Here is a 21,045-nt window from a genome sequence, read left to right as displayed (position 1 = left end):
CAAGATGGTCTGCATTCCGGTTCACACTTCCAAAAGAGAGCAAAAGGGAGCCTGTTTTCCCGCAGACTCCCCTCCTTCGCCAAGACATGATTTATATATCTATTATATCATAAAAGATCAAATTTGAGCAAAACAGTTAGCAAAAAGAAGATAAATTCACAAAAAGTGAATTTATCTTCAGAAATCGGGCTAAAAACGGCTAAAGAAGCGGTGAAAGCATCCGAGAAAGCATTTCTGCCCCTTTTTGCCACCGTGATCGCTGCTGAAAAACCTTCACATCAATGGAGCTACAATTTTCTAAGTCACGTTTAAAATCATGAAGCAAATGATCCATAGCCGATGACTCAAACAACACCGCAGTCAACTCAAAATTACAAAAGAAGCTACGCATATCCATGTTGGCCGTCCCTACAGTTGCAAGCAGATCATCCACGATCATGACTTTTGCATGTACAAATCCCTTCCGATATTGATAAAACTTCACACCTGCACGAAGCAGTTCCTCCACATATGACAGAGAAGCTAGATGCACCAGCCGAGAATCCGATTGATATGGAATGATAATCTTTACATCTACTCCACTGACAGCTGCGGTTTTGAGCGCTTCATATAAGGCAGGGTCAGGAATAAAGTAAGGAGTCGTAATATAAATGCGGTCACACGCTACAGAAATTGCACCAAAACACATCTCCTGAATTGCATCCCAATCTTGATCTGGACCACTACTTAGAATCTGGATGCGCTCATCCCCACTGCAGATATGAGGGGGGAATAGTTCCGTTAATTGCGGCTCTGTAATCTGCTCACCGGAAGCAAGCTTCCAGTCGTTGAGAAACGTATTTTGCAGAAAATAGACGGCATCCCCTTCAATCTGCACATGGGTATCACGCCAAAATCCGATTTCTGGGTACTTGCCTAAGTAATCATCGCCAACATTGATACCGCCAACAAAACCAATATGCCCATCCACCACTACAATTTTGCGGTGGTTACGGTAGTTGACTCGGCGATCAATCGTAGCAATGAGTGGTGGGAGGAAATAGTGAAACTCCACGCCGGCTTCCTTAAGCTTGCGAATAAAATTCCCGCTCATCTTGTGACTCCCGAGCCCGTCGCAGATAAAGCGAACCTGCACGCCTTCTTGGGCTTTACGAATCATCACATCTTGAAACTTGGTACTGATCTCATCATCGCGGAAAATATAGAACTCCACATGTAAATGATGCTTAGCCGTTTCCATCGCCTGCAGCATGGCCTCAAATGCTTCTTCTCCATTCGTAAGCACCCGACTTCGATTACAGCCTGTTATCGGACTTTCAGACAAATGAGACAACAGATTGAACAACCGATGTTGATGCCGGAAACGGTGATCTGTCATCTGCTGCGCATCCTCAATGATATGAGCTTGCTGCCATATCGTTTTCTTAATCTCACGGAAAATGCGTGAGCCTCCTTTACGGAGCTTTTTACGTTTATTGTAATCCTGAGCGACGAAATAATAGACAACAAAACCGATCAGGGGAACGCAAAACAAAATAAATAACCAGGCTACAGCCTTCGCCGGATTACGAAATTCCAGCAATAGAATGGTACCAGCCTGAAAAATAAAAATAAGCAATATGATAAGCAGCCAGAACATTCAGCTTCCCCCTCAGTGACAAAAAACATCATCCTGTTACACATTCACTCCATCATCATTGACGTTTAAGTGAGTGACTAATCATAGATACCCAATGTTGACCCCATTCGTAACGGTTTGCATAGATAAAACTTTACATACGCACACTAACACTAGAATTGAAACGGAAAATAACGTGTATATTATGACAGTGATAGGTTAAACATATCCATCCAAGATCTGTGAAAGTGGCGGTGCAGCGCCATTCATAGCGTTTTCAGTTCCAAATGCTTCCTCTACGTATAAGCTAAAGGTGGTCTTCTTACGTAAAATTAGATATAATAATCGTTAAAAACTTATTACTCAAAGGAGAAGAATAGTGTAATGGACAGTGACGGGTATGCGTTAAAATTATTTTTGATTGCGTTTTTGATAGGATTATCAGCGTTCTTTGTGGCGGTGGAATTCGCCTTGGTGCGGGTACGTCCTAGCCGGATTGATCAAATGATTGCCGAAGGGAACAAACGTGCCTTAGCGGTGAAACAAGCAGTGGCTAATCTGGATGGATACTTGTCCGCCTGTCAGCTCGGTATTACGATTACATCTCTGGGACTCGGCTGGCTCGGTGAACCAACCGTAGAGAAGCTGCTACATCCTTTATTCGAAAGCCTGCAATTGCCTGAGTCGCTATCATCTTTCTTATCGTTTATTATCGCTTTTATTGCCATTACATACTTGCACGTTGTAGTCGGCGAGCTTGCACCCAAAACGATTGCGATTCGCAAAGCCGAAACGGTTGCGCTACTAACGTCAACACCGATCATCTGGTTTAACCGTATTATGTATCCATTTATCTGGTTGTTGAACGGCTCTGCCAATCAGCTCGTCAAATTATTCGGTATTAAGCCCGCTTCCGAGCATGAAGACGCACACTCGGAGGAAGAGCTACAGATTATCATCAACGAAAGTTTCGAGAGTGGTAAGATCAATCAAGCGGAATTCGGATATGTAAGCCGGATCTTTGCTTTTGATGAAATGTTAGCTAAAGAAATTATGGTACCTCGGACCGATATGGTCTGCCTTTATCTAAATAAATCGAATCAAGAAAATCTAGATATTATTCGCGAAGAACAATATACTCGTTTTCCTGTTGTGAATGAGAGTAAAGACGATATCATCGGAATCATTAACACCAAGCAATTTTTCCTAGAGTTGTATGGTAATGATGAACCTGTTGACTTGTCCTCCCTCATCCAGCCCGTATCGGCTGTCCATGAGACAACACCTGTCAAAGACCTGCTGAAGAAAATGCAAAAGGATGGCGTACATATCGCCGTATTGGTCGATGAGTATGGTGGGACTTCGGGGATTGTTACCATTGAGGATGTACTTGAGCAGATCGTCGGCGAGATTCGCGATGAATTCGATGCTGACGAAGTTGAAGACATTCAGATCATCAATGAACAATATGTTATCATGGATGGTAAAGTATCCTTGTCCAAAGTGAATGATATGTTCTTATCCAACCTCGATGCGGATGAATGGGATACCATTGGTGGTTGGTTATACAGCCATCGTCCAGAGATGAACGAACAGGAAGAATACGAATACGAGAATCTCACGTTTGTTCTTTTGGAAAAAGATAAAAACCGCTTTTACAAAGTTGCTGTCGTTCCGAAGGAACCCCTCGTTATGTCAGACTATACTGATGAAAACGAGAAGGAATCCTAGTGGCTGAATGAAGCAACTTGATATAATTTGAAGAAGAGCACTTGCCTTTGCTGGCAAGTGCTCTTTTGGTAATGTTACATTCGGTACGCTGCTACTCTATTGTCAAGCGACTACCGTCCATTTTTCGCTATTTCACCAATACAGACATTAGTTTAATCCTTTAATCCACTTCACATTATCATTAATGATTGCTGGAGAAACATTGGAATGACCTTGAAGCGCTGATTTCCAGCCCTCGAGCTGCTTCATAGACACCTGCACATCATTACTCACCCTGCATAATTAGCAGTTTTGTTCATTTTGAGACATAGCCAAAAAAGCCGTATCTCAATCGTAAAGGGCAGCTTCGTAACCCCTCACAACTAAAATACGGCTTATTTAGATGAAATCCTCTCTCACTCTACAGACTCGGACTTTTCTTCCACAATTCGATGATGAATTCTCCGAACAATAATCTTAAGGATCATGTATAACGGAATCACGATAATCATTCCCAGAATATTTCCCAAGTCCGCACCTACAAGCAACAGTATAACCGTCGTTAGCGGATGAATATCTAATTTCTTCCCATATACATATGGGGAAACAAGATTATCCTGAATTTGCTGTGCGATCACGATAATAACCAAAGACCAGATCGCCATGGATGGTGATTCAATAAAACCAACGATGACAACCGGAATAGCGGCCAGAATCGCACCAACATACGGGATAAAGTTCAAAATGATGGATACCATGGTCAGTAACAGTGCGTAAGGCAGGCCTAGAATAAGGAACCCAATATACATCAGAATACCAAGTGCCACATTCACAATGACACGCCCCACAATATAATTACTCAGTGCATCATCAATCTCATGAACCGTCTCTTCGCCATCCTTGCGGTAATGCCTTGGCAGTAACAACGTCAGATTCGTGCCAAACTTACTTCCTTCTTTGAGCATGTAATACAGCATGATCGGAAACGTCGCGAGAATAATGACGAGGTTCGATACTACCGAGAATAATCCAGCGACATAATCACTGACTTGAGTTATCCCCTGACTTAAGAAATCCGACAAACGTGAGACCAGATCGGAATCTTCGGGCAGATACCTGGAAAGGAAACCGTTCTGTTCTAATTCTGTAAGCTGACTGGTGAGTGAATTAATCAAAGTCGGTGTGTTCTCAATGAAATTCCACAGTTGCTCTCGCAGAGATGGCCATACTAAGACGCTAAAGCCCGCAAGAATCAGTGCAATCACAACATAAATAATGATAACTGACAAGGCTCGCTTCAATTTGTGGCGCTCCATATAATCGACAAGTGGACGCAGCAAATAATAGAAAAACCCTGCAATCAGTAATGGAATAATGATGATGTGAATCAATGAGGTTAACGGCCGGAAAATAAAGTTTACTTTATCTCCCAAATACACGATGAGCAGCAGCAAGATGATGGCTGTGCATATGCGATAAAACTTATTGTTTACCAAGAAACGTGATCCCTCCATGCGCTGCTCTGCCAAATGCGACTGCGGCGAAATATGTAATACCAACCTGTTGACTACAGCATGGACAAATTTTCATCTTCCAAGCCATGTCTGTTGTAACATATGTACCCTGAAATGCAGCTCTTGCCTCAGCCTGGATGAGTTTGATGGTTAAGAGTATCTTGTTAAATAGAAACATTCATCAAAACGAGCGCAAAAAAAGAAGCAGGCGATTAGCCTGCTACATCTCTTCTGCTGAATACAACCCACGATATAACCATGAAGACAACATAGTATGCAGCCAACACGGCAATAGAAAAGCCAAGAGTCATGCCCTCTGGAACGCCTCCGCTGATCATGTCAAAGACCGAACCTGAGTTCATGTATCTACTAAGATCCATGTTATTAAATAAAACATACTTCGCCCACTCATAGCGCGTTGGATTGAAGATCAATGTGAAGATATTTTGTGTAAACATAATAAATAGCGATAATCCAATCGCCAGTGCACCTGAACGAAAGACAGAGGACACCATGAAGGCAATCGCAAGTGTAATAAACAAGTCCACGTACATATATCCCCATAATGTAAATACCTGTCCTGTGCTTCTGGTCTCCAGATCCGTCGTGAAAAGAACAGAAGATATGCCCCAAGCCAGAAGAATCACAACGAGCGTACTCAAAACGCTGAACCCGATGACCGTCATATATTTGGACAATAGAATTTTGCTCCGCGACCATGGACGAATCAGCAGCAGCTTGATCGTTCCCCAGGTAAATTCACCTGCTACCGCCTCAGCTGCTATGACGACACAGAAGATCGTGTTCAGAAAAAATACGATCTGAACAGTTGTGTATGCCGCTTCCAAGGCAGGCATATCGCTTGCTCCCATGCCTTCTCTTAACAAAACCGGCAGCAATAGCGCACTTAAAGCCAAAATGGAGAGCATAATCCAGGTTCGTACACGACGGAATATTTTCATGTTTTCATTCAATAATAGATTGCCGAAACTAGCCAATACCTCCGCCCCCAGTCATTTGCAAAAATTGATCTTCTAGGGTATGGGTTACGTTACGGATACCATAAACCTGAAGCCCTTCATGCACTAATCTAGCGTTCAATTCTGGAATCTGTTCACGAGATACGCTAATTACGATGTTACTGCCTTGAATAGTAGCTCCTGGAATGAGCTCAGCAGCACGCTGTGCATTATTGACCTCGAAGGCAACTTCGATCTGAGCGTCCGCTCCCGCTTCTTGTCTCAGATTCCGCACATCGATCAGCTTGCCGTTCTGAATAATGGCTACCGTATCGCACATGAGCTCCATTTCTGATAATAAGTGGCTGGACACAAACACGGTAATTCCTTCTTCTCGCGTGAGCTGACGTAAATAATCTCTTAGTTCCCGAATCCCTTGTGGATCTAATCCGTTCGTAGGTTCATCCAATACGAGCAACTTCGGTTTATGTAATATGGCTTGGGCAACCCCCAAGCGTTGACGCATGCCAAGCGAGTACGTTTTCACCTTATCGTGAATCCTTGCGGTAAGGCCAACCCGCTCAATGGTCTCCGCTATGCGCTCCTTCGTAATACCGGGTGACATGCGGGCAAAATGGACAAGATTCTGATACCCTGTGAGGAATTTGTACATTTCAGGATTCTCTACAATCGCACCAACCTCTGCGATGGCCTTCTCAAACTCCGTTTTCACACTATGTCCAGAGATCAAGATGTCTCCCTTACTAATCGACATAAGTCCAACCATCATTCGGATCGTCGTTGTTTTACCTGCCCCGTTTGGTCCTAAAAAACCAAAAACCTGCCCCGGAGAAATATCCAGAGTCAGGTCGCTGACCAACGAGCGGGAAGAGATAATTTTACTGACGCCCTGAAGACGGACGACCGGTTCATTCTGCATTCCATTCCCTCCCTCATCGACGGGCTCACCATTCATGCCCGTTTCTCATATGAATTCAGTGTATCATAATCTTTAGTATATTGTCCTGTAAACTGGGCATTCTCCTGTCGCTTCGTCTGAACCTGACATGTTCCACAGCATCCTAGTGGCATCTCACTTCGATAAAATCCCGTGCGAAATACTTGATTGACTCCGCAAATCTCATCCTTAACTTGGTCTAAGTTAGTAGCAACCGACACAATCCTCCCACAACTGACACAATAAAAGCGACTCGATTCGATCACTGAATTCATTCCCCTCACAAGGAGCACTGAGTTCCCTGTTATTTGTCGTTAGATGCTGAGAATTGATACATTTTGTATCTAATTCGTAATTTACTTGACACCGGGACTATTGTCAAGAGTATATCGGTTATAAAAAGGAAAAAACACAAAAAAAGCTCTATAAATGCGACAAAAGTCTCGCATTCATAGAGCTTCTTCAAGGACTTATGATACAATTTGGTTCAAACTATGGGCATATATCAAATTGAATAAACAACATCATTTATTCATTGCTCTCCTGTTGCTGATGCCCACCACTTGAAGGGTAATACCAGAGCAACACCCATTCCTTCCCATCTTGCACAACATAACAGGTTTGCACCATGTCGATCACACCAAATGTGCTCTTATATTTCATTGTAACATTCATTTTGTACGCTTCCGAGAATACCTGCATGCCGTCAATGATATTGACGTCGAACTCACGCTCAGGCTTCTCGATCTCCAGACCAAAGGTTTCCACGCCAAAGTGCTGCATAAAAATATGGGCTTTGGATTGCACATATGTGCTCTTGGGGAATCGCTCCTTCATAAGCGGGTGAAATAGCTCCCATGAACTACCGAAATCACCTGTCTGCTCATAGCGATAAAATTCAGCAACAACTGCTGCCGCCTCATCAGGAGCACTGGCACGGAACAGATGTGGAATGGTTCTTACGATAAGCCATAACAACAATAGTACAATGATGATAAAGCCAACCTTTTTGAATATCTCATTACGTTGCCTTCTTCGCAGCATCCATGTCCCTCCCTGTCCTCCTTCCATATCTATGATGGAGGACGGACAAGTAGAAGCTGCAACAATAACATCTGATTTCCTGGGAAATGGCGTTCATCACCGATCAGAGCGCTTACGGATACCTCTTGACCTTAATTTCCGATAGATCGCTACGCCTGCTATCCATAACATCACACCGCAAAAGCCGCCAATTAGATCTACTCCAACATCTCGAATAGAGGCTGTTCGGCTAGGATTGAAATGCTGAATGTACTCATCCACTGCGGCAATGATGGCAACCACAACCAGCGCAATCCCAACACTGGCTATCGTTCTTTTTCTTAGGTAACGCATTCCACAGTATACAAGTACACCCAGTACGGCATACACGAATACATGCGCACTTTTGCGAAATACAAACTCGGCAAAGTCTAAAGGTCGTTCATTGAGTGAATAATGATGCTCGCCATAGGTGAACTGGATATCAGGCAATGCTAACAGCCATTGAATGTTTCCAGACCATTGACGCAGCCACGGCTGAATCGTCTGCTCCTGATACGACTGTGCCGACATTGACCAGATGAACAAAATCCATGACACGATCATAAGCGCGGTAAGCAAGTATCCCCATTTTCTCCGCTTATGATGATGTCGCCTACGCCGTGAACCCTCCTCTACTAATATTGTAATCACCGCTTTCATCTCTCTTTCTAATGTTCACCAAGCTCACTACAGATCACTGGGCGATAGAGCCTGTGAATAAGCCTCGACCGTTCGTACCTACATAGACCTTCCCATACGTCTGACGATCCGCTTCCAGCACTTGGGGTTCATTTCCAAGACCGATTCCGGTAGCTGGTGAGATGTTCTGCCAGGTCAGTCCCATATTATCGGAACGGTAAAATCCTTTTACATTATTGACGGTTCCATAGATAAACACTGAAGGATTAAGCGTACCTGGTTTTCCTTTGCCAAAAGCAAACAATTCAGACGACTGCACGTTAGGCAATTTGGTAAATGTAGTGCCAGAGCTGCTCGAAGCATACAAACCTGCATCCCCCAGGCTAACCCATACTACATTCCCGAGTCCTGGAGCTGCCTCCACCTTAATTTTCCCGCTGCTTGGCAACTGGCTGGAGTTTGCTTTGTACCAGTTCGCTCCACCATTGGTCGTGCGGTACAGATGACCTGCGGAATACATATAAAACTTATTACCGTTGATTCGATCTCCAGCGAGCCTCTCATTATACGTGAATATCGTATCTGCATCATTTTCATTGGATGGAAGCCCGGTCATACTCTGCCAGCTTGCTCCCTTATTCGTGCTCCTTACGGCTTTGCCGGTTTGCGGCAAATAAATGATCAGATTCGGATTCGTGGCTGAGTATGCGATACGCCCCAATTTGGAGCCATCAGGTACATTCACAGCAGTAGCAGTCTGACCATTATCTGATGAAATAAACAGTTGGGTAATGGTTCCATACCAATCGTTACTGCCCAAGAAAATCATCTGATCAGGGTCTGCTTCGTGATAGTCCATACTGACCACTTCTTTCATGCCTTCAAGTTGTAACTTTCGAATCGGTTTACTATATATATCCGAATGTCTAAATCCTGTCTGATCTGCGACACCGCTAAAGAAAGCAGTTCCTTGAGGAGGTGTTGTACCAGCTAGTGCGACAAGTTCTTCATGCCCATCAGTAATCGCATCCCATTGTGTGTTTTGTGCAGTAATATCATCTGTTTTAAATACCCCTGACCAATCGGAAGCATACACTCTTCCGGGTTGATGAGGATCAAATACAATACTGGCTGTTGCGGAAAAGAACATATTCGGTGTCCACCAGGATGGTCTATTGTTCAACGTTTTGTTCACACTCACCCAGGTCTTTCCCCCGTCCGTGGAACGATACAATGGTAAGTTACTGCCACCTGTTCTTACAGCAGTCAAGATATGGTTATCGTTCGAAGGATCTATACTGATCCCATAATAGGAAGAGTAGTCCGAACTCGGAGTAATATTGGTCCACTGTCTGCCGTTGTATTTAAAGACCCCTTTGTTATCGGTAGTGGCATACAAAATCCCACTTTTGGAAACGGTCATCCGTGCTACGCTATCTGGACTGTTCCGGATGAGCTCCCAGGTCATCTCACCATTACTTCGTTTCATCTTCGAGAAGATCCCTACACCTCGTACACCTGCATAGACCACTTGCTCATGCTTTGCTAATGGATTGACACCATATACAACACTTCGGATCCCTTGACCCTTAATTCCATAGGCAACTTCCCGTACATGGCTCCACGTTTCTCCTCCATTTTCAGAAACGTATAATCCATCGTATCTTGTGCCGACATGCACGTAGTTCGAGTTTAGAGGATTAACCGCAATACTCTCTCCCATTGCACGATGAATGTTTCCATTAGATGCATTACGGAGGCTTAACCCCGTTCGAACCCACGTTTCGCCTCGATCTGTCGATTTCAGAACGTCACTGGGGCTGTTATTTGCATATTTACCAGCAGAAACATATACGATGTTAGGATTCTGTTGATCAAGTGCAATCCCATCTATACCATAGAGATTACTTTCATCAGATCCGATATGATCGATTAGAGGAATCCATCGATTATTGTCAGAATCCAGCCGGTAAACACCCCCAACATCTGTTCGTGCATAAACCAAGTTGGGCTCGGTAGGGTGAACTACCACCCCTGTAATGTATCCGCCACCCTCGACAGGGATTTGATTCCATTGATAGTTGTCCGCAGACTGAACTACATTTGTCGTGGTTGGAATCATCAGGGTATACATTAAAATGACAATTAATAGTAATTTTGGTAGCCTAAACGTAAACATGCGGTTCACCCCCATATCCATTTACCCGGAGTGTTCTTTGATCAATTGATGTATACGATCCTTCTCAGACTGTTCCACCATATAGTAATAAACTCCGTCAATTTTTTTACCAGTGCCTTTAATTTCAACCGATTCGACACGCTCCAGAACGTTACGATATTTGGCGAGCATGGACTTCATCTCATCAAATGAAACGTCTGTTTTGACATGCTCGCTCACTTCTCCAAGCAGTGACTCCAACTGAAACACTGTGGAGACTTGAACCGTGCTTTTCAATACCTGCTTAATAATTTCCCGTTGCCGATCATTACGCCCTAGATCACCCTTCGGATCGTCATAACGCATACGCGAGAAACCCAATGCGCTCGCACCATCCAAGTGAATTGTACCTTTGTCGAATTGATGACCCTCATATTCAAAAGCGAATGGATTTTCCACATCTACACCACCAACCAAATCAATAACCCGCGCAAACCCTTCCATATCCACCTTCAAATAATAATGCATCGGTACGCCGAGAAATTGCTCAACGGTCTGCACAGACATATTTACGCCGCCAAAGGCATAGGCATGGTTGATTTTGTCCTCTGTTCCACGCCCCACGATACTCGTGCGAGTATCGCGAGGAATATTGAGCATGAGTACAGATTTTTGAGCTGGATTCACGCTGAGCACAATCATCGTGTCAGAGCGTCCACGATCATTGGCGCGTGTATCAACACCTAGAATAAGGGCATTGAATGGTTCCTCATTCTCCAGATCAATGGGAAATCCGACGCCTCCCCTGTTATCTACGATAGATACCTCTTTGACCGGTTCCCGGGGCTCATAGATGTCATTTGCAGTCGATTTAACATTAAGATACAGATAGACTGCATAACCGAGCACAATCGCTATCATGAGAAACAGAATTGCTAACGAAATTTGGATTCCCCGTTTGAGCTTCATGTTCATGCCTCCGGTCACAGAACTGCGGGTTTTCTACCATCGATATTGGTTAAACCAGGACGTCCAACGGAGTAATATTGAAATGGTGTATCCTTAATCTGATCTTCTTCATAGATATTTCTTCCATCGATGAGAATGGGTTGATCCATATGTGCAGCGAGTTCAGCCAGATCAACCTCCATGAATTCCTTCCATTCTGTCAAAACACAGAGTGCATGAGCATCACGAGCAGCCTCCATTGCACTTGAAGCCCATGTGATTGCTGGTGAATCGACCTCCTTCCGGAAATTCTCTGTAGCTATAGGATCGTAAGCTTTAACCGTTGCTCCCTGATCTAGCAGACGCTGAATAATCTCAATCGCTGGCGCATCCCTTACATCATCCGTATCCGGTTTGAAGGCGAGACCCCACACCGCAATTGGTTTGCCATCCAGTACATCCAATGCCTCCTCTAGTTTACGGATGACGTTGAAACGCTGATCCTTGTTCACTTCGACTACTGATTTTAACAACTTAAAGTCATAATCGACATTGCCCGCAATTTGAATCAGCGCTTGTGTGTCTTTAGGGAAGCATGAGCCACCATAGCCAATGCCTGCTTTCAGGAAGGAAGAACCGATCCGCTTGTCATAACCCATGCCTTCAGCAACTCGACTGACGTCTGCCCCCACCTTCTCACAGATATTTGAAATTTCATTTATGAAGGATATTTTGGTTGCCAAAAAGGCATTGGATGCATATTTAATCATCTCGGCAGAGCGAATATCCGTCGTAATGATCTGATCCGTCAAAGGCTGATGCAGCTCCTTCAGCGTCGCAACAGCACGCTCACTAGCTGTTCCAATGACAATTCGATCTGGATATAACGTATCCTTAACGGCCGTGCCCTCACGCAAGAATTCAGGTACCGATGCCATGTCAAAAGGATGCTGGGTCAAACTGCTAATCCATTCCTGGATTCGATCATTCGTTCCGACAGGAACCGTGCTTTTAGTCATAATTATTTTGTAACTATCAATATGAGAACCAATTTGTTTGGCAACGAGTTCAACATAACTTAAGTTAGCTTCACCATTCGGCAAGGAAGGTGTACCTACAGCAATTATAATGATGTCTGAACGGTTGATCGCTTCACCGATCTCTTCGGTGAATGATAATCTGCCTGCTTTCATGTTGGCATTCATTAGTTCTTTCAGACCTGGCTCATAAATGGGCACGTTGCCTTCTCTAAGCAGTGCCACTTTGTCTGGATTATTATCTACACAAATGACATTGTTTCCAATCTCGGAGAAGCACACACCCGAAACTAAACCTACATACCCCGTACCAATCACTGTAATATTCATCGCCATATCCCCCATCTTCCTAAATAGTTGTTAGGACGTGTCTGAAAACTCGCTGAAGTGCATCTTTTACCGTCTTTTCGCCCCCTGCTGCGTCACTTTCCCTTGACGTGCCCCGGCACGCCTGCGGAAAACTTCCTGGCTTGGAACGAAAATTCGGCAAAATCTGCGTCCTTCGGAGTTTTCAGACACGCCCTAGATGAACCAATTTCATAACTCATTAATAATGGATTCATGAAATTGATTCAGGCATGCTTAACATACGTTTTCACGATGTCCTGCCACTGTGTAGCAACCCGAACAATGTCTTCCTCGATCAATTGGCTACCAATCTGAACCTCGATAATCTCCAGCTCCGAGAAAGCTTTGACGGAATGCAGCATTCCTCGATCAATAATGACCGTGTCCCCCTGGCGAATCATTCGACTCACACCGTCCAGAATGAGTTCGCCTGTTCCAGATACTACGGTCCACACTTCATTGCGCAGTCGGTGATATTGATAACTCAGATTGCGCTCCGGGCTAATGCAGATACGTTTGGTTAATACCTCGTCACCGCCCTCATTCCGTGTATAATCAAGCACTCGATAACAGCCCCATCTTCGTTCCTCATACATGGGACGCTGATCCTCATGCTTCACAATTTCCTTAATTCGCGGACTTGCATCCTTCTCGCTGACTAGGATGCCGTCTGGGCTCACCGCAACCACAATGTCGGAGAGACCAAGTATGGCCACGGGAATATTCAATTCGTTGATGAGATGGGTATTGGTTGAATCCGCTGTGATCCATCCCTTGCCCACAATTGGAGCATTCATCTCCTCCGTGAGTGTGTTCCATGTTCCAAGGTCTTTCCAGTAGCCATCGTAAGGCACAGCAATAATGTGGCTTGCCTGCTCGACAACCTGATAATCGAAGCTAATCTTGTGTAGTCGTCCATACTGCTTCAGCATCTCGTCGTATTGAATAGGCAGCTCCATATCAATCAGCAGATTGATCAGATAACCTAACTTGAACGCAAAAACCCCGCAATTCCATAAGGCAGCCTGTTCAATCATGGCGGCTGCATCGGATTCGCAGGGTTTCTCTTGAAACTTCGCTACGTTAACGTAATGATCTTGCTTATCATCATAGAACTTGCTATTGCGGTTGAACTCCTTATTCTCAAAAGACATATTCTCAGGAATAATATAGCCATACTTCTCTGAAGGGTAGGTTGGTATTACCCCCATCAGTGCAAGATCCGCACCTGACTTTTCGAGCAAATCTGGCAAGGTGGCCAGCACATCAAAGAACTCTTTTTCCACAAAAGGATCAACGGGCAATACAGCAATCGTCTCATGTAAACTCACACTTTCCACCGAATACAGATACGAGGCCGCAAGTGCAATCGCTGGAAACGTATCTCTACGCTCAGGCTCTACGATCAGCTTCACTTCATCGCCAAGCTGTGCAGTCAGAATCTCAACTTGGGGTAAACTTGTGGCTACAAGCGCCTCAGAAGCAAGCCCGGACTGACCAAGCTGCCGCCAAACCCGCTGTACCATGGATTCCGGGCTGCCTTCGGGATTACGTAATACTTTCAGAAATTGCTTCGATCTGGAATCATTGGATAATGGCCAGAGTCGTTTGCCTGATCCACCAGATAATAAAATACTTCTCATAATGCCGTACCATCGGACAGCGCAACTGTTCCACTGCCTTTAAAAGTTCCATTTTGTTTGTTGTGTGTATTCGTCTCACCAGATTCCAATCTACCCACTGGATTACTTTGAGTCCAGGCATTATAATAATTCGAATTCTTGCCGTACGAATTATCCAGCAAAATGTTAGACTGGTCTAAAAGGCATGCCAGTATATGCCCATGTAGACGGGAAGTTTTGATAGTCTTATATTTATTAAATTCCTTTATGGCAGTATGTACCATCCGATCGGAGTATTTGTACCACAACCAACGCGCAAAATTACTGCCTCTGCCTGATTTCAAACGGGATGTGATCATGCGAATAATCTTTCTGTCCACTCTGTTGTACAATGTCTCCCAGTCTTTAAAAACAGCATTGGCTTCACTAGCAGATTCATATTTAACCTGATTCTGGGTCTTCTCAATATCTTTGCGAAAAAAATATAATATGTCTGCATTAGGCTGCCTTTTAGACTTTAAAGGCCACAGCTGGTGAGCCATATCTGGAGAGAGATATACGTTCGTTTGTTGAAATTCTTTACTAGCTATCTCATAAGATAGTGTATCTCGAACAAAAAAATGCACATCCTTATGACGGTTAAATACCTGGGCAGTCTTCTTGAGTTCTATATCACTCTTGTAAAACATCGTTTGTGGCAAAATCACGATTCGATGATTCGGATGCTGGGCAATGATTCGTTCTCTTAGTTTTTGATGAGCCGGATACAAATCTCCAAAATTACCTCCACCGTGCAACACAATCGTTATATTTTGGGGAACCTTGAGAGACAAAGGGCAATCTAAGACACTATATCTAGCACGAACGTTAATCTGATTGTCTTGAAAGAATGCTTCTGTACCTTTCATAATCAATAAATCTCCACCATTACTGTGTACCGGATAATCCAAGTAATATATCTCTGTATGCGGTGGGATGACATCTAGAATCAGCCTTAAATGTCTCTTCAAATCTTCCATCGGGTGAATGTTGGGATTAGCCAGCATCTCCATCTCCTCCTTGGGTAACTCTTCTTTTTTTGTTCAACCGTTCATATAAGAAAGCCAAATCCTTTTTGTCAAAAAACATGCTGCTGAACTTCACTTTAAATGCAAACTTCATCGCCGCAACGGTAACCAGCATCCGCACGATCGAACCAATAAGAAGAGCAAACGCAATGCCATTGAGCCCCCATAAAGGTGTAAACACAAAAAATAGACCGATCGTAACGGACAACGCAATCAGTTGTCTAATCATCACCAGTCCAGGTCTTCCCAAGGCATTAAATGCGGAAGCGAGTATCCATGAACCACCGCCAATAATGCATTCAAACGCCAAAATATAAAACGCCTGACTCGCCTCTAGAAACTCTTTTCCGAACAAAACGCCCATCAACCAATTGCCAATAAACATCGTTGGCAGAACGACGATGGTCATGATAATTAAGGAAAGTCGGAACGCTCGCCCAACCGTACGAATCACCTGATCCTGCGGTAATCCAGTGACCTTGGGGAACACAACGCTGCTTATCGCATTTTGCACTGCATTATAGATGCGAGACAACGCAAAAACGACCGAATAGAGTCCAAAATCTCTCGGCGTAAGTAGAGCCAGTATAATAATCTTGTCAAACTGTGTGTACAGCGTGCCAAGTAATTCTACCCCAAACACGCGACCCCCGTAACCAAATAGATTCTTGGCTGCCTTCCAATCGATCGCTTGGCGAAACCACTTAAACTTCAAACTGCCTCTGAGCGTATACGCTGCCCATGCAACGACAACCACGGAGCTCGCCAAGGATACAAAAGACGCGATGCCAATGCTCATCGCACCCAGCAACCACAACGAAACCATGACAACCACTTTCAGCACAGGGTTATACAATCGAATACCGTTATACACCTGGAATCTGTCACGACTCTGCGATAGCGCAGATAGCAGATTAATGAGAATAAGCACGGGAATACTGGTCACGGTAAACCAACGAGCAATCGCAATAACGTCTGCGGGATAATCAGCCATCCATGTAGGCATGAAGATCCAAGCAATCGTTCCGAGAATGAAGCTAATCGGAATCTGAACCATGAAGCTCAGCCGCAAATACTCAGCGCTTTTCTCCGCAGCCTCACGTTTCAGGTTATAGATAATGGAGGTTGGCAGCCCCCAGCTGACCAGACCAATGAGAAATGTCGGCCAGAATAGGATCGCTGAGAAGGCGCCTTTACCTTCAACGCCGAACATACGTGAAGTGATGATGGATGTAATGGTGGTGAAGACCATAATAATGACGTTCGTTCCACTGGTATGCACAATGGTTTGTAATAGACCATTGCCTTTTAAGAGTTTAGGGAGTGCGAGTTGTGACATGAACTATTCCTCATTCCTTACTGTTATATCTGAGTATGCCGATAATCAGACCATTCCGGTAACAGATCTGGGCGAGTTGCCGGGTAAAACGCTTTGGGCTATAGATGCACAGCAGCGCTCGAATCACACCTTGACCCAAGCGAATCGCGTGTTTCAGTGTCCGAACAGCTCCCTTGTCTTTTTTACGAACTGCATCACTAACCCCTTGCCAGAACACACGCCGCAAAAACCAGTTCTTGGTCGTTCGTTCTTTGGATACCTTGTGTTGTACTGATCCGAAGGGTGTATAAAACACTTTGTGGTGTACTCTGATTCTAGCGATTAACTCACTCTCTTCATTAGATAACAGGTTCTTCCCTACTCTGCCTAGGTCTTCGCGAAAAGGGGCAATGTCTCGAAACACCTGTGTGCGAAAGGCGACATTGGCACCAAACGGAATGGATGGGCTCGGCATCTCCACCACATGATCCGCATAATCCAGAATCGTGTATAGGGATAAATTCTCACTGGGTATCCAATCTGGCTTCCGGCTCTCCCAGAGAGGCTCGATCTTGCCGCCCACCACTCCGATAGCTTGATCACTGTCAAATACACCGACGATGTGCTGAATCCATAATGGCGAGGCAATCGCATCATCATCTAAGAAGAGAATATACTGCCCGCGCGCTTCACGAATCGCTCGATTTCTTGCTGCCGACAAGCCAGGTGTCTTCTCCAGCACATACTTGACCTGCTCTCCACCTTCGCCAGCCTGAATCTCCTGCACAAGCTTAGCGGTATCATCGGTTGAATTGTTATCAATCACGATAATTTCATACTCAAATTCAGCATGCTGCTGAATGGCACTATGAACGGATTCACTTAGATCATAGGCTCTATTGTAGGTGCAAATGGCTACAGTGGCTTTCATTTGATCGTCCCCGCATCCTCATTGATTTAGATGGCATAAAGCGAAATCGTGCGCTTCGCAATTCCCGACCATTCTAGCTTTTCAAGCATGGATTGAAACCCTTTGCCTTCCCTGAACTCGTCGTCCTTCGCCCGGATCTGCTTCATCGCCTCTTCCAGCCCGTTATGATCCGCAGGATCATACAAGACGGCGCAGTTCTCGGGCAGATACTCTTCCATAAGACCAATTCGTGGAGCCACGACAGGCTTGCCATAGGACAGTGCCAGTATGGCACTGCCTGATGTCGCAATATTTTTGTATGGCAGAATCATCGAATCAATCGCTTCAAAATAATCCGAATATTCCCCATCCTGAATAAAGTTGAAGTACGTATGAATCCGATCCGATTGACCTATCGATGCCTCCAGGTCATAATCAGCTGCTTTCTTACCGGCAATCAACAGATGAGCATCCGGCCAGTCTAGATCTTTGAACGCCTGAATTAGATCATCCACCCCTTTATAGGGTGATACCTGACCAAAAAAGGCAAAGACATAGTCATTCGCCGGGATGTTGAACATCTCTCTAATGTTCTGCCCTGTTCGTCCATACACTCCTTGATAATGTCCATGGGGAATCACTTCGATGAGGCTCTCTTTCACATGAAACGTCTCGCACACACTACGAATGAGCGGTTTGCCCATGACAATGAGTTTGGTACAATTCCGCACCAGAAACCTCCTCATCCAGTAATCATGCCAAGTTCTACCGCTGTTATGCGGCCATATATTATGCACCGTCCAGAACAACTTCGCACCCTTTAGTCGCACGTAAACAATCATAAGAATGAACAATATGGACTTGATGAATGTCGAGAACGCGTTGTTTCCTTTGTAATAAAAGCTCGGCCAGTGAAAATGTAATACATCGTTCTTACGTATATTTCTGAGATCTTTTTTGGAAAAGTGCTTCACATCCCATCCCTCATCCTCGATGGACTGTGACAATAGTTCATTGAATTTGTTCGTCTTAATCATTTTGGGCAACATGTAGACGATCGGTTCTCGCATGATAACACCTCTGTTTTAGGCTGTTCCTTTATACTCTTTGTTCAATGTTTCACTACGTAGCTGTCTTCGCAAGCGAAAGCCAAGCAAGATGGTTCTCACATTACGCTTGAGCAGCGTAAAGTTTCGCCACCAGGGATATAGCGTCAGTGTTTTTTTGAGAAAAACGGTGTTGCGATTCGGATTCTTCGACCATTCCATCATGCGATAATGATGAAGCTGGCGTTTCTTCTGTTCTTGGCTCATGTCCTTGTAATACTTAATCAGTACTCTCCGTTGCCCTTGGTACTTTTTCTTGGCTGAGGTCGAGATGCGCGGACCTGGGTGAATATAAATGTGCACCAGAGGCTCCTTCACATTGATCGCATGGTGTCCTCTTTGCAAAATACGCAGATAGAAATCATAATCCTGAGCAGATGTTAATTGTTCATCAAACATAACTGTGCGTGCTAACTGTGTTTGCACCATAATTTTGGACGTTTCGCCAATCCAGTTGTAAGTTAGTAAGTCCTCGTAGAACACCAGCTCACGGGATTCGACGGAGACCTTTCTCCTCGTAACGTTATCTTCCCGATCCACGTAGACAAGCACTTTGCTGCAAAAGCAAAAAAGCCCTTTGTTCTGCTCCAACGTCTGGGTCTGAGCCTGAATCTTATCAGGGAGCCACTGGTCATCATCGTCGAGGAATGCAATATATTTGCCATTGGCACGTTGTATTCCTAAATTTCGGGCATGATTGGCACCTTGAGCATATGGAACTTGAATATAATGGATTCGCTGATCCTGCTTAGCCCAAGCTCTACACACCTCTTCGGTATGATCCTTAGAACCATCATCAACAATAATAATTTCCAGATGGGGATAGGTCTGTGCCATCACACTTGCCATGGCTTTCTTCAACAACTCAGCGCGATTATGCGTTGTTATAATACAACTCACTAATGCTTTCATAGAACCACCTTTCCCTTGAAACTGGGGCGTATCTTATATCCCAAAAGGAGCTGATTTTCATATACATACCCCTAGGACACGTTCACGTGCACCTTGTCATAGATAGACGATAAGTTATGCATGAGATCGGTCATATTGAACTTGGATGTAACCAGTTGCTTGTTGTTTTCACCCATTTGTAAACGCAGCTCTTTATCCAAAATGATCCTTTCCAGAGCATGAGCCAGTGCCTCAACATCCCCTGGTTCCACTAAGAAACCGTTTAACTCATCTGTAATCACTTCCGGTATTCCACCGACTCGGGTAGAGACAATCGGCAGTCCGCTATTCATTCCCTCCAGCACCGCCATAGGAAGCCCCTCATGATAGGAAGGCAGAACCAATAGATCGGCATGTTGTAGTAAACGTTCCTTCTCTTCTCCCCTGATCCATCCAGGCACCTCGACATAATCAGAAATGTCATACCGGTCTACAAGAGCCCTAACCTCATTCACTTCTCCATCTCCTGCAAGCGTAAAGACCGCTTCTACGCCTCGTTGCTTTAATTGCTGGATAGCTAACAGAAGATCATATACACCTTTTCTCTTGCCCAGCCGACCCATGAACAAGCAACGTGGAACTGGACGCTCTTCCCTAATTGGAGGTTCTTTAATGAACACGCCATTATAAAGCACCTCAATTTTAGAAGCAGGCACGATCTTGGAGAAAAACTCCTGCCAGGTATAGGACAACACGATCAGCTTATCCACCTGATTTAGCACATACTTGCATAGCTTCTGTTGCAGTGGATGTCGATTATAGAACACATCAAAACTGGATGCATGAATGTGAACGATCACCGGCACCCTGAACAGTTTGCGACCCACAAGAATGAACAATGCTTTACGGTAGAAGCTTCCGTTATACGACATATGAATATGGATCATATCTGGCTTGAACGTAACGAGCTTCACCAGGAATTGAAGGAACCCCTTCATGAAGATGAGCAACCGTGCCAGAACGCTACCCGTAATATAGGTTTCAATCCGTTGCAGATTATATTGCTCGGCGATATGCGAATTCTCAATATTCACAATGACACTCACAATCCCGCCCATGTCCTTCGTCGAAGAACCGATGACTAGCACCTTAGGTTTCATTCTTCCACTCCTTTTGA

General features: G+C 44.5%; 18 protein-coding genes. 1 reads left to right on the top strand and 17 read right to left on the bottom strand.

The genetic code is table 11. From position 1 onward, the window contains the following. Positions 1-199: 199 nt before the first annotated feature. Positions 200-1,639 (bottom strand): cardiolipin synthase, encoded by a 1,440-nt coding sequence (gene cls / locus J2T19_RS08705; RefSeq protein ID WP_307214788.1) that lies wholly within the window; start codon positions 1,637-1,639, stop codon positions 200-202. A 363-nt stretch (positions 1,640-2,002) separates the two neighbouring features. On the opposite strand from cls, the gene J2T19_RS08700 reads away from it, so the two are divergent. Then, positions 2,003-3,349 (top strand): hemolysin family protein, encoded by a 1,347-nt coding sequence (locus J2T19_RS08700; protein ID WP_307214785.1) that lies wholly within the window; start codon positions 2,003-2,005, stop codon positions 3,347-3,349. A gap of 395 nt (positions 3,350-3,744) precedes the next feature. Here the strand turns inward: J2T19_RS08700 and J2T19_RS08695 are convergent, their stop codons facing one another. The 16 genes from J2T19_RS08695 to J2T19_RS08620 all read right to left on the bottom strand — a co-directional run bounded on the left by J2T19_RS08695 (position 3,745) and on the right by J2T19_RS08620 (position 21,028). Further along, positions 3,745-4,824, bottom strand: coding sequence for an AI-2E family transporter (locus J2T19_RS08695; protein WP_307214783.1), 1,080 nt, complete (start codon positions 4,822-4,824; stop codon positions 3,745-3,747). A gap of 230 nt (positions 4,825-5,054) precedes the next feature. Continuing rightward, positions 5,055-5,840, bottom strand: coding sequence for a DUF2705 family protein (locus J2T19_RS08690; protein ID WP_307214781.1), 786 nt, complete (start codon positions 5,838-5,840; stop codon positions 5,055-5,057). Further along, the gene (locus J2T19_RS08685) at positions 5,833-6,741 is read right to left on the bottom strand and encodes an ABC transporter ATP-binding protein (protein ID WP_307214779.1); all 909 of its coding nucleotides are present in this window, start codon (positions 6,739-6,741) and stop codon (positions 5,833-5,835) included. The genes J2T19_RS08690 and J2T19_RS08685 overlap by 8 nt, the downstream gene beginning before the upstream one ends. Before the next feature lie 32 nt (positions 6,742-6,773). Then, positions 6,774-7,034: a hypothetical protein gene (locus J2T19_RS08680; protein WP_307214777.1), complete on the bottom strand. Its 261-nt coding sequence runs from the start codon at positions 7,032-7,034 to the stop codon at positions 6,774-6,776. A 253-nt stretch (positions 7,035-7,287) separates the two neighbouring features. Then, positions 7,288-7,803: a hypothetical protein gene (locus J2T19_RS08675; RefSeq protein WP_307214775.1), complete on the bottom strand. Its 516-nt coding sequence runs from the start codon at positions 7,801-7,803 to the stop codon at positions 7,288-7,290. Positions 7,804-7,899: 96 nt separating this feature from the next. Next, entirely contained in the window at positions 7,900-8,475 is a 576-nt protein-coding gene (locus tag J2T19_RS08670) for a VanZ family protein (RefSeq protein ID WP_307214773.1), read from the bottom strand. Between the two features lie 43 nt (positions 8,476-8,518). Further along, the gene (locus J2T19_RS08665) at positions 8,519-10,642 is read right to left on the bottom strand and encodes a YCF48-related protein (protein WP_307214770.1); all 2,124 of its coding nucleotides are present in this window, start codon (positions 10,640-10,642) and stop codon (positions 8,519-8,521) included. Positions 10,643-10,663: 21 nt separating this feature from the next. Next, positions 10,664-11,590: an LCP family glycopolymer transferase gene (locus J2T19_RS08660; RefSeq protein ID WP_307214768.1), complete on the bottom strand. Its 927-nt coding sequence runs from the start codon at positions 11,588-11,590 to the stop codon at positions 10,664-10,666. A gap of 14 nt (positions 11,591-11,604) precedes the next feature. Beyond that, positions 11,605-12,936: a UDP-glucose dehydrogenase family protein gene (locus J2T19_RS08655; protein WP_307214766.1), complete on the bottom strand. Its 1,332-nt coding sequence runs from the start codon at positions 12,934-12,936 to the stop codon at positions 11,605-11,607. A 242-nt stretch (positions 12,937-13,178) separates the two neighbouring features. After that, positions 13,179-14,597: a sugar phosphate nucleotidyltransferase gene (locus tag J2T19_RS08650; protein ID WP_307214765.1), complete on the bottom strand. Its 1,419-nt coding sequence runs from the start codon at positions 14,595-14,597 to the stop codon at positions 13,179-13,181. Then, complete coding sequence (locus J2T19_RS08645; RefSeq protein WP_307214763.1) at positions 14,594-15,622, bottom strand: polysaccharide pyruvyl transferase family protein; 1,029 nt, start codon at positions 15,620-15,622, stop codon at positions 14,594-14,596. The genes J2T19_RS08650 and J2T19_RS08645 overlap by 4 nt, the downstream gene beginning before the upstream one ends. Then, positions 15,612-16,982: a lipopolysaccharide biosynthesis protein gene (locus J2T19_RS08640; protein ID WP_307214761.1), complete on the bottom strand. Its 1,371-nt coding sequence runs from the start codon at positions 16,980-16,982 to the stop codon at positions 15,612-15,614. The genes J2T19_RS08645 and J2T19_RS08640 overlap by 11 nt, the downstream gene beginning before the upstream one ends. Before the next feature lie 10 nt (positions 16,983-16,992). Next, a complete protein-coding gene (locus tag J2T19_RS08635) occupies positions 16,993-17,892 on the bottom strand; it encodes a glycosyltransferase (RefSeq protein ID WP_307214759.1) in 900 nt (299 codons plus the stop codon). Positions 17,893-17,918: 26 nt separating this feature from the next. Further along, entirely contained in the window at positions 17,919-18,941 is a 1,023-nt protein-coding gene (locus J2T19_RS08630) for a glycosyltransferase (RefSeq protein WP_307214757.1), read from the bottom strand. 15 nt (positions 18,942-18,956) lie between these two features. Further along, entirely contained in the window at positions 18,957-19,889 is a 933-nt protein-coding gene (locus J2T19_RS08625) for a glycosyltransferase family 2 protein (protein ID WP_307214755.1), read from the bottom strand. A 71-nt stretch (positions 19,890-19,960) separates the two neighbouring features. Then, positions 19,961-21,028 carry a glycosyltransferase family 4 protein gene (locus J2T19_RS08620; protein ID WP_307214753.1) on the bottom strand — a complete coding sequence of 356 codons (1,068 nt, stop codon included), beginning with the start codon at positions 21,026-21,028 and terminating at the stop codon, positions 19,961-19,963. Positions 21,029-21,045 lie beyond the last annotated feature (17 nt).

Source organism: Paenibacillus tundrae (assembly GCF_030812775.1).
Lineage (GTDB): Bacteria > Bacillota > Bacilli > Paenibacillales > Paenibacillaceae > Paenibacillus > Paenibacillus tundrae_A.
Note: the sequence above shows the minus strand (reverse complement) of the source record. Positions and strands in the feature narration are given on the sequence as shown.

What these genes read in the sequence shown, in the direction of transcription:
- cls (WP_307214788.1), bottom strand. Translation starts at nt 1,639, where the DNA reads ATGTTCTGGCTGCTTATCATATTGCTTATTTTTATTTTTCAGGCTGGT.
- J2T19_RS08700 (WP_307214785.1), top strand. Translation starts at nt 2,003, where the DNA reads ATGGACAGTGACGGGTATGCGTTAAAATTATTTTTGATTGCGTTTTTG.
- J2T19_RS08685 (WP_307214779.1), bottom strand. Translation starts at nt 6,741, where the DNA reads ATGCAGAATGAACCGGTCGTCCGTCTTCAGGGCGTCAGTAAAATTATC.
- J2T19_RS08680 (WP_307214777.1), bottom strand. Translation starts at nt 7,034, where the DNA reads ATGAATTCAGTGATCGAATCGAGTCGCTTTTATTGTGTCAGTTGTGGG.
- J2T19_RS08675 (WP_307214775.1), bottom strand. Translation starts at nt 7,803, where the DNA reads ATGCTGCGAAGAAGGCAACGTAATGAGATATTCAAAAAGGTTGGCTTT.
- J2T19_RS08665 (WP_307214770.1), bottom strand. Translation starts at nt 10,642, where the DNA reads ATGTTTACGTTTAGGCTACCAAAATTACTATTAATTGTCATTTTAATG.
- J2T19_RS08660 (WP_307214768.1), bottom strand. Translation starts at nt 11,590, where the DNA reads ATGAAGCTCAAACGGGGAATCCAAATTTCGTTAGCAATTCTGTTTCTC.
- J2T19_RS08655 (WP_307214766.1), bottom strand. Translation starts at nt 12,936, where the DNA reads ATGAATATTACAGTGATTGGTACGGGGTATGTAGGTTTAGTTTCGGGT.
- J2T19_RS08650 (WP_307214765.1), bottom strand. Translation starts at nt 14,597, where the DNA reads ATGAGAAGTATTTTATTATCTGGTGGATCAGGCAAACGACTCTGGCCA.
- J2T19_RS08645 (WP_307214763.1), bottom strand. Translation starts at nt 15,622, where the DNA reads ATGCTGGCTAATCCCAACATTCACCCGATGGAAGATTTGAAGAGACAT.
- J2T19_RS08640 (WP_307214761.1), bottom strand. Translation starts at nt 16,982, where the DNA reads ATGTCACAACTCGCACTCCCTAAACTCTTAAAAGGCAATGGTCTATTA.
- J2T19_RS08635 (WP_307214759.1), bottom strand. Translation starts at nt 17,892, where the DNA reads ATGAAAGCCACTGTAGCCATTTGCACCTACAATAGAGCCTATGATCTA.
- J2T19_RS08630 (WP_307214757.1), bottom strand. Translation starts at nt 18,941, where the DNA reads ATGCGAGAACCGATCGTCTACATGTTGCCCAAAATGATTAAGACGAAC.
- J2T19_RS08625 (WP_307214755.1), bottom strand. Translation starts at nt 19,889, where the DNA reads ATGAAAGCATTAGTGAGTTGTATTATAACAACGCATAATCGCGCTGAG.
- J2T19_RS08620 (WP_307214753.1), bottom strand. Translation starts at nt 21,028, where the DNA reads ATGAAACCTAAGGTGCTAGTCATCGGTTCTTCGACGAAGGACATGGGC.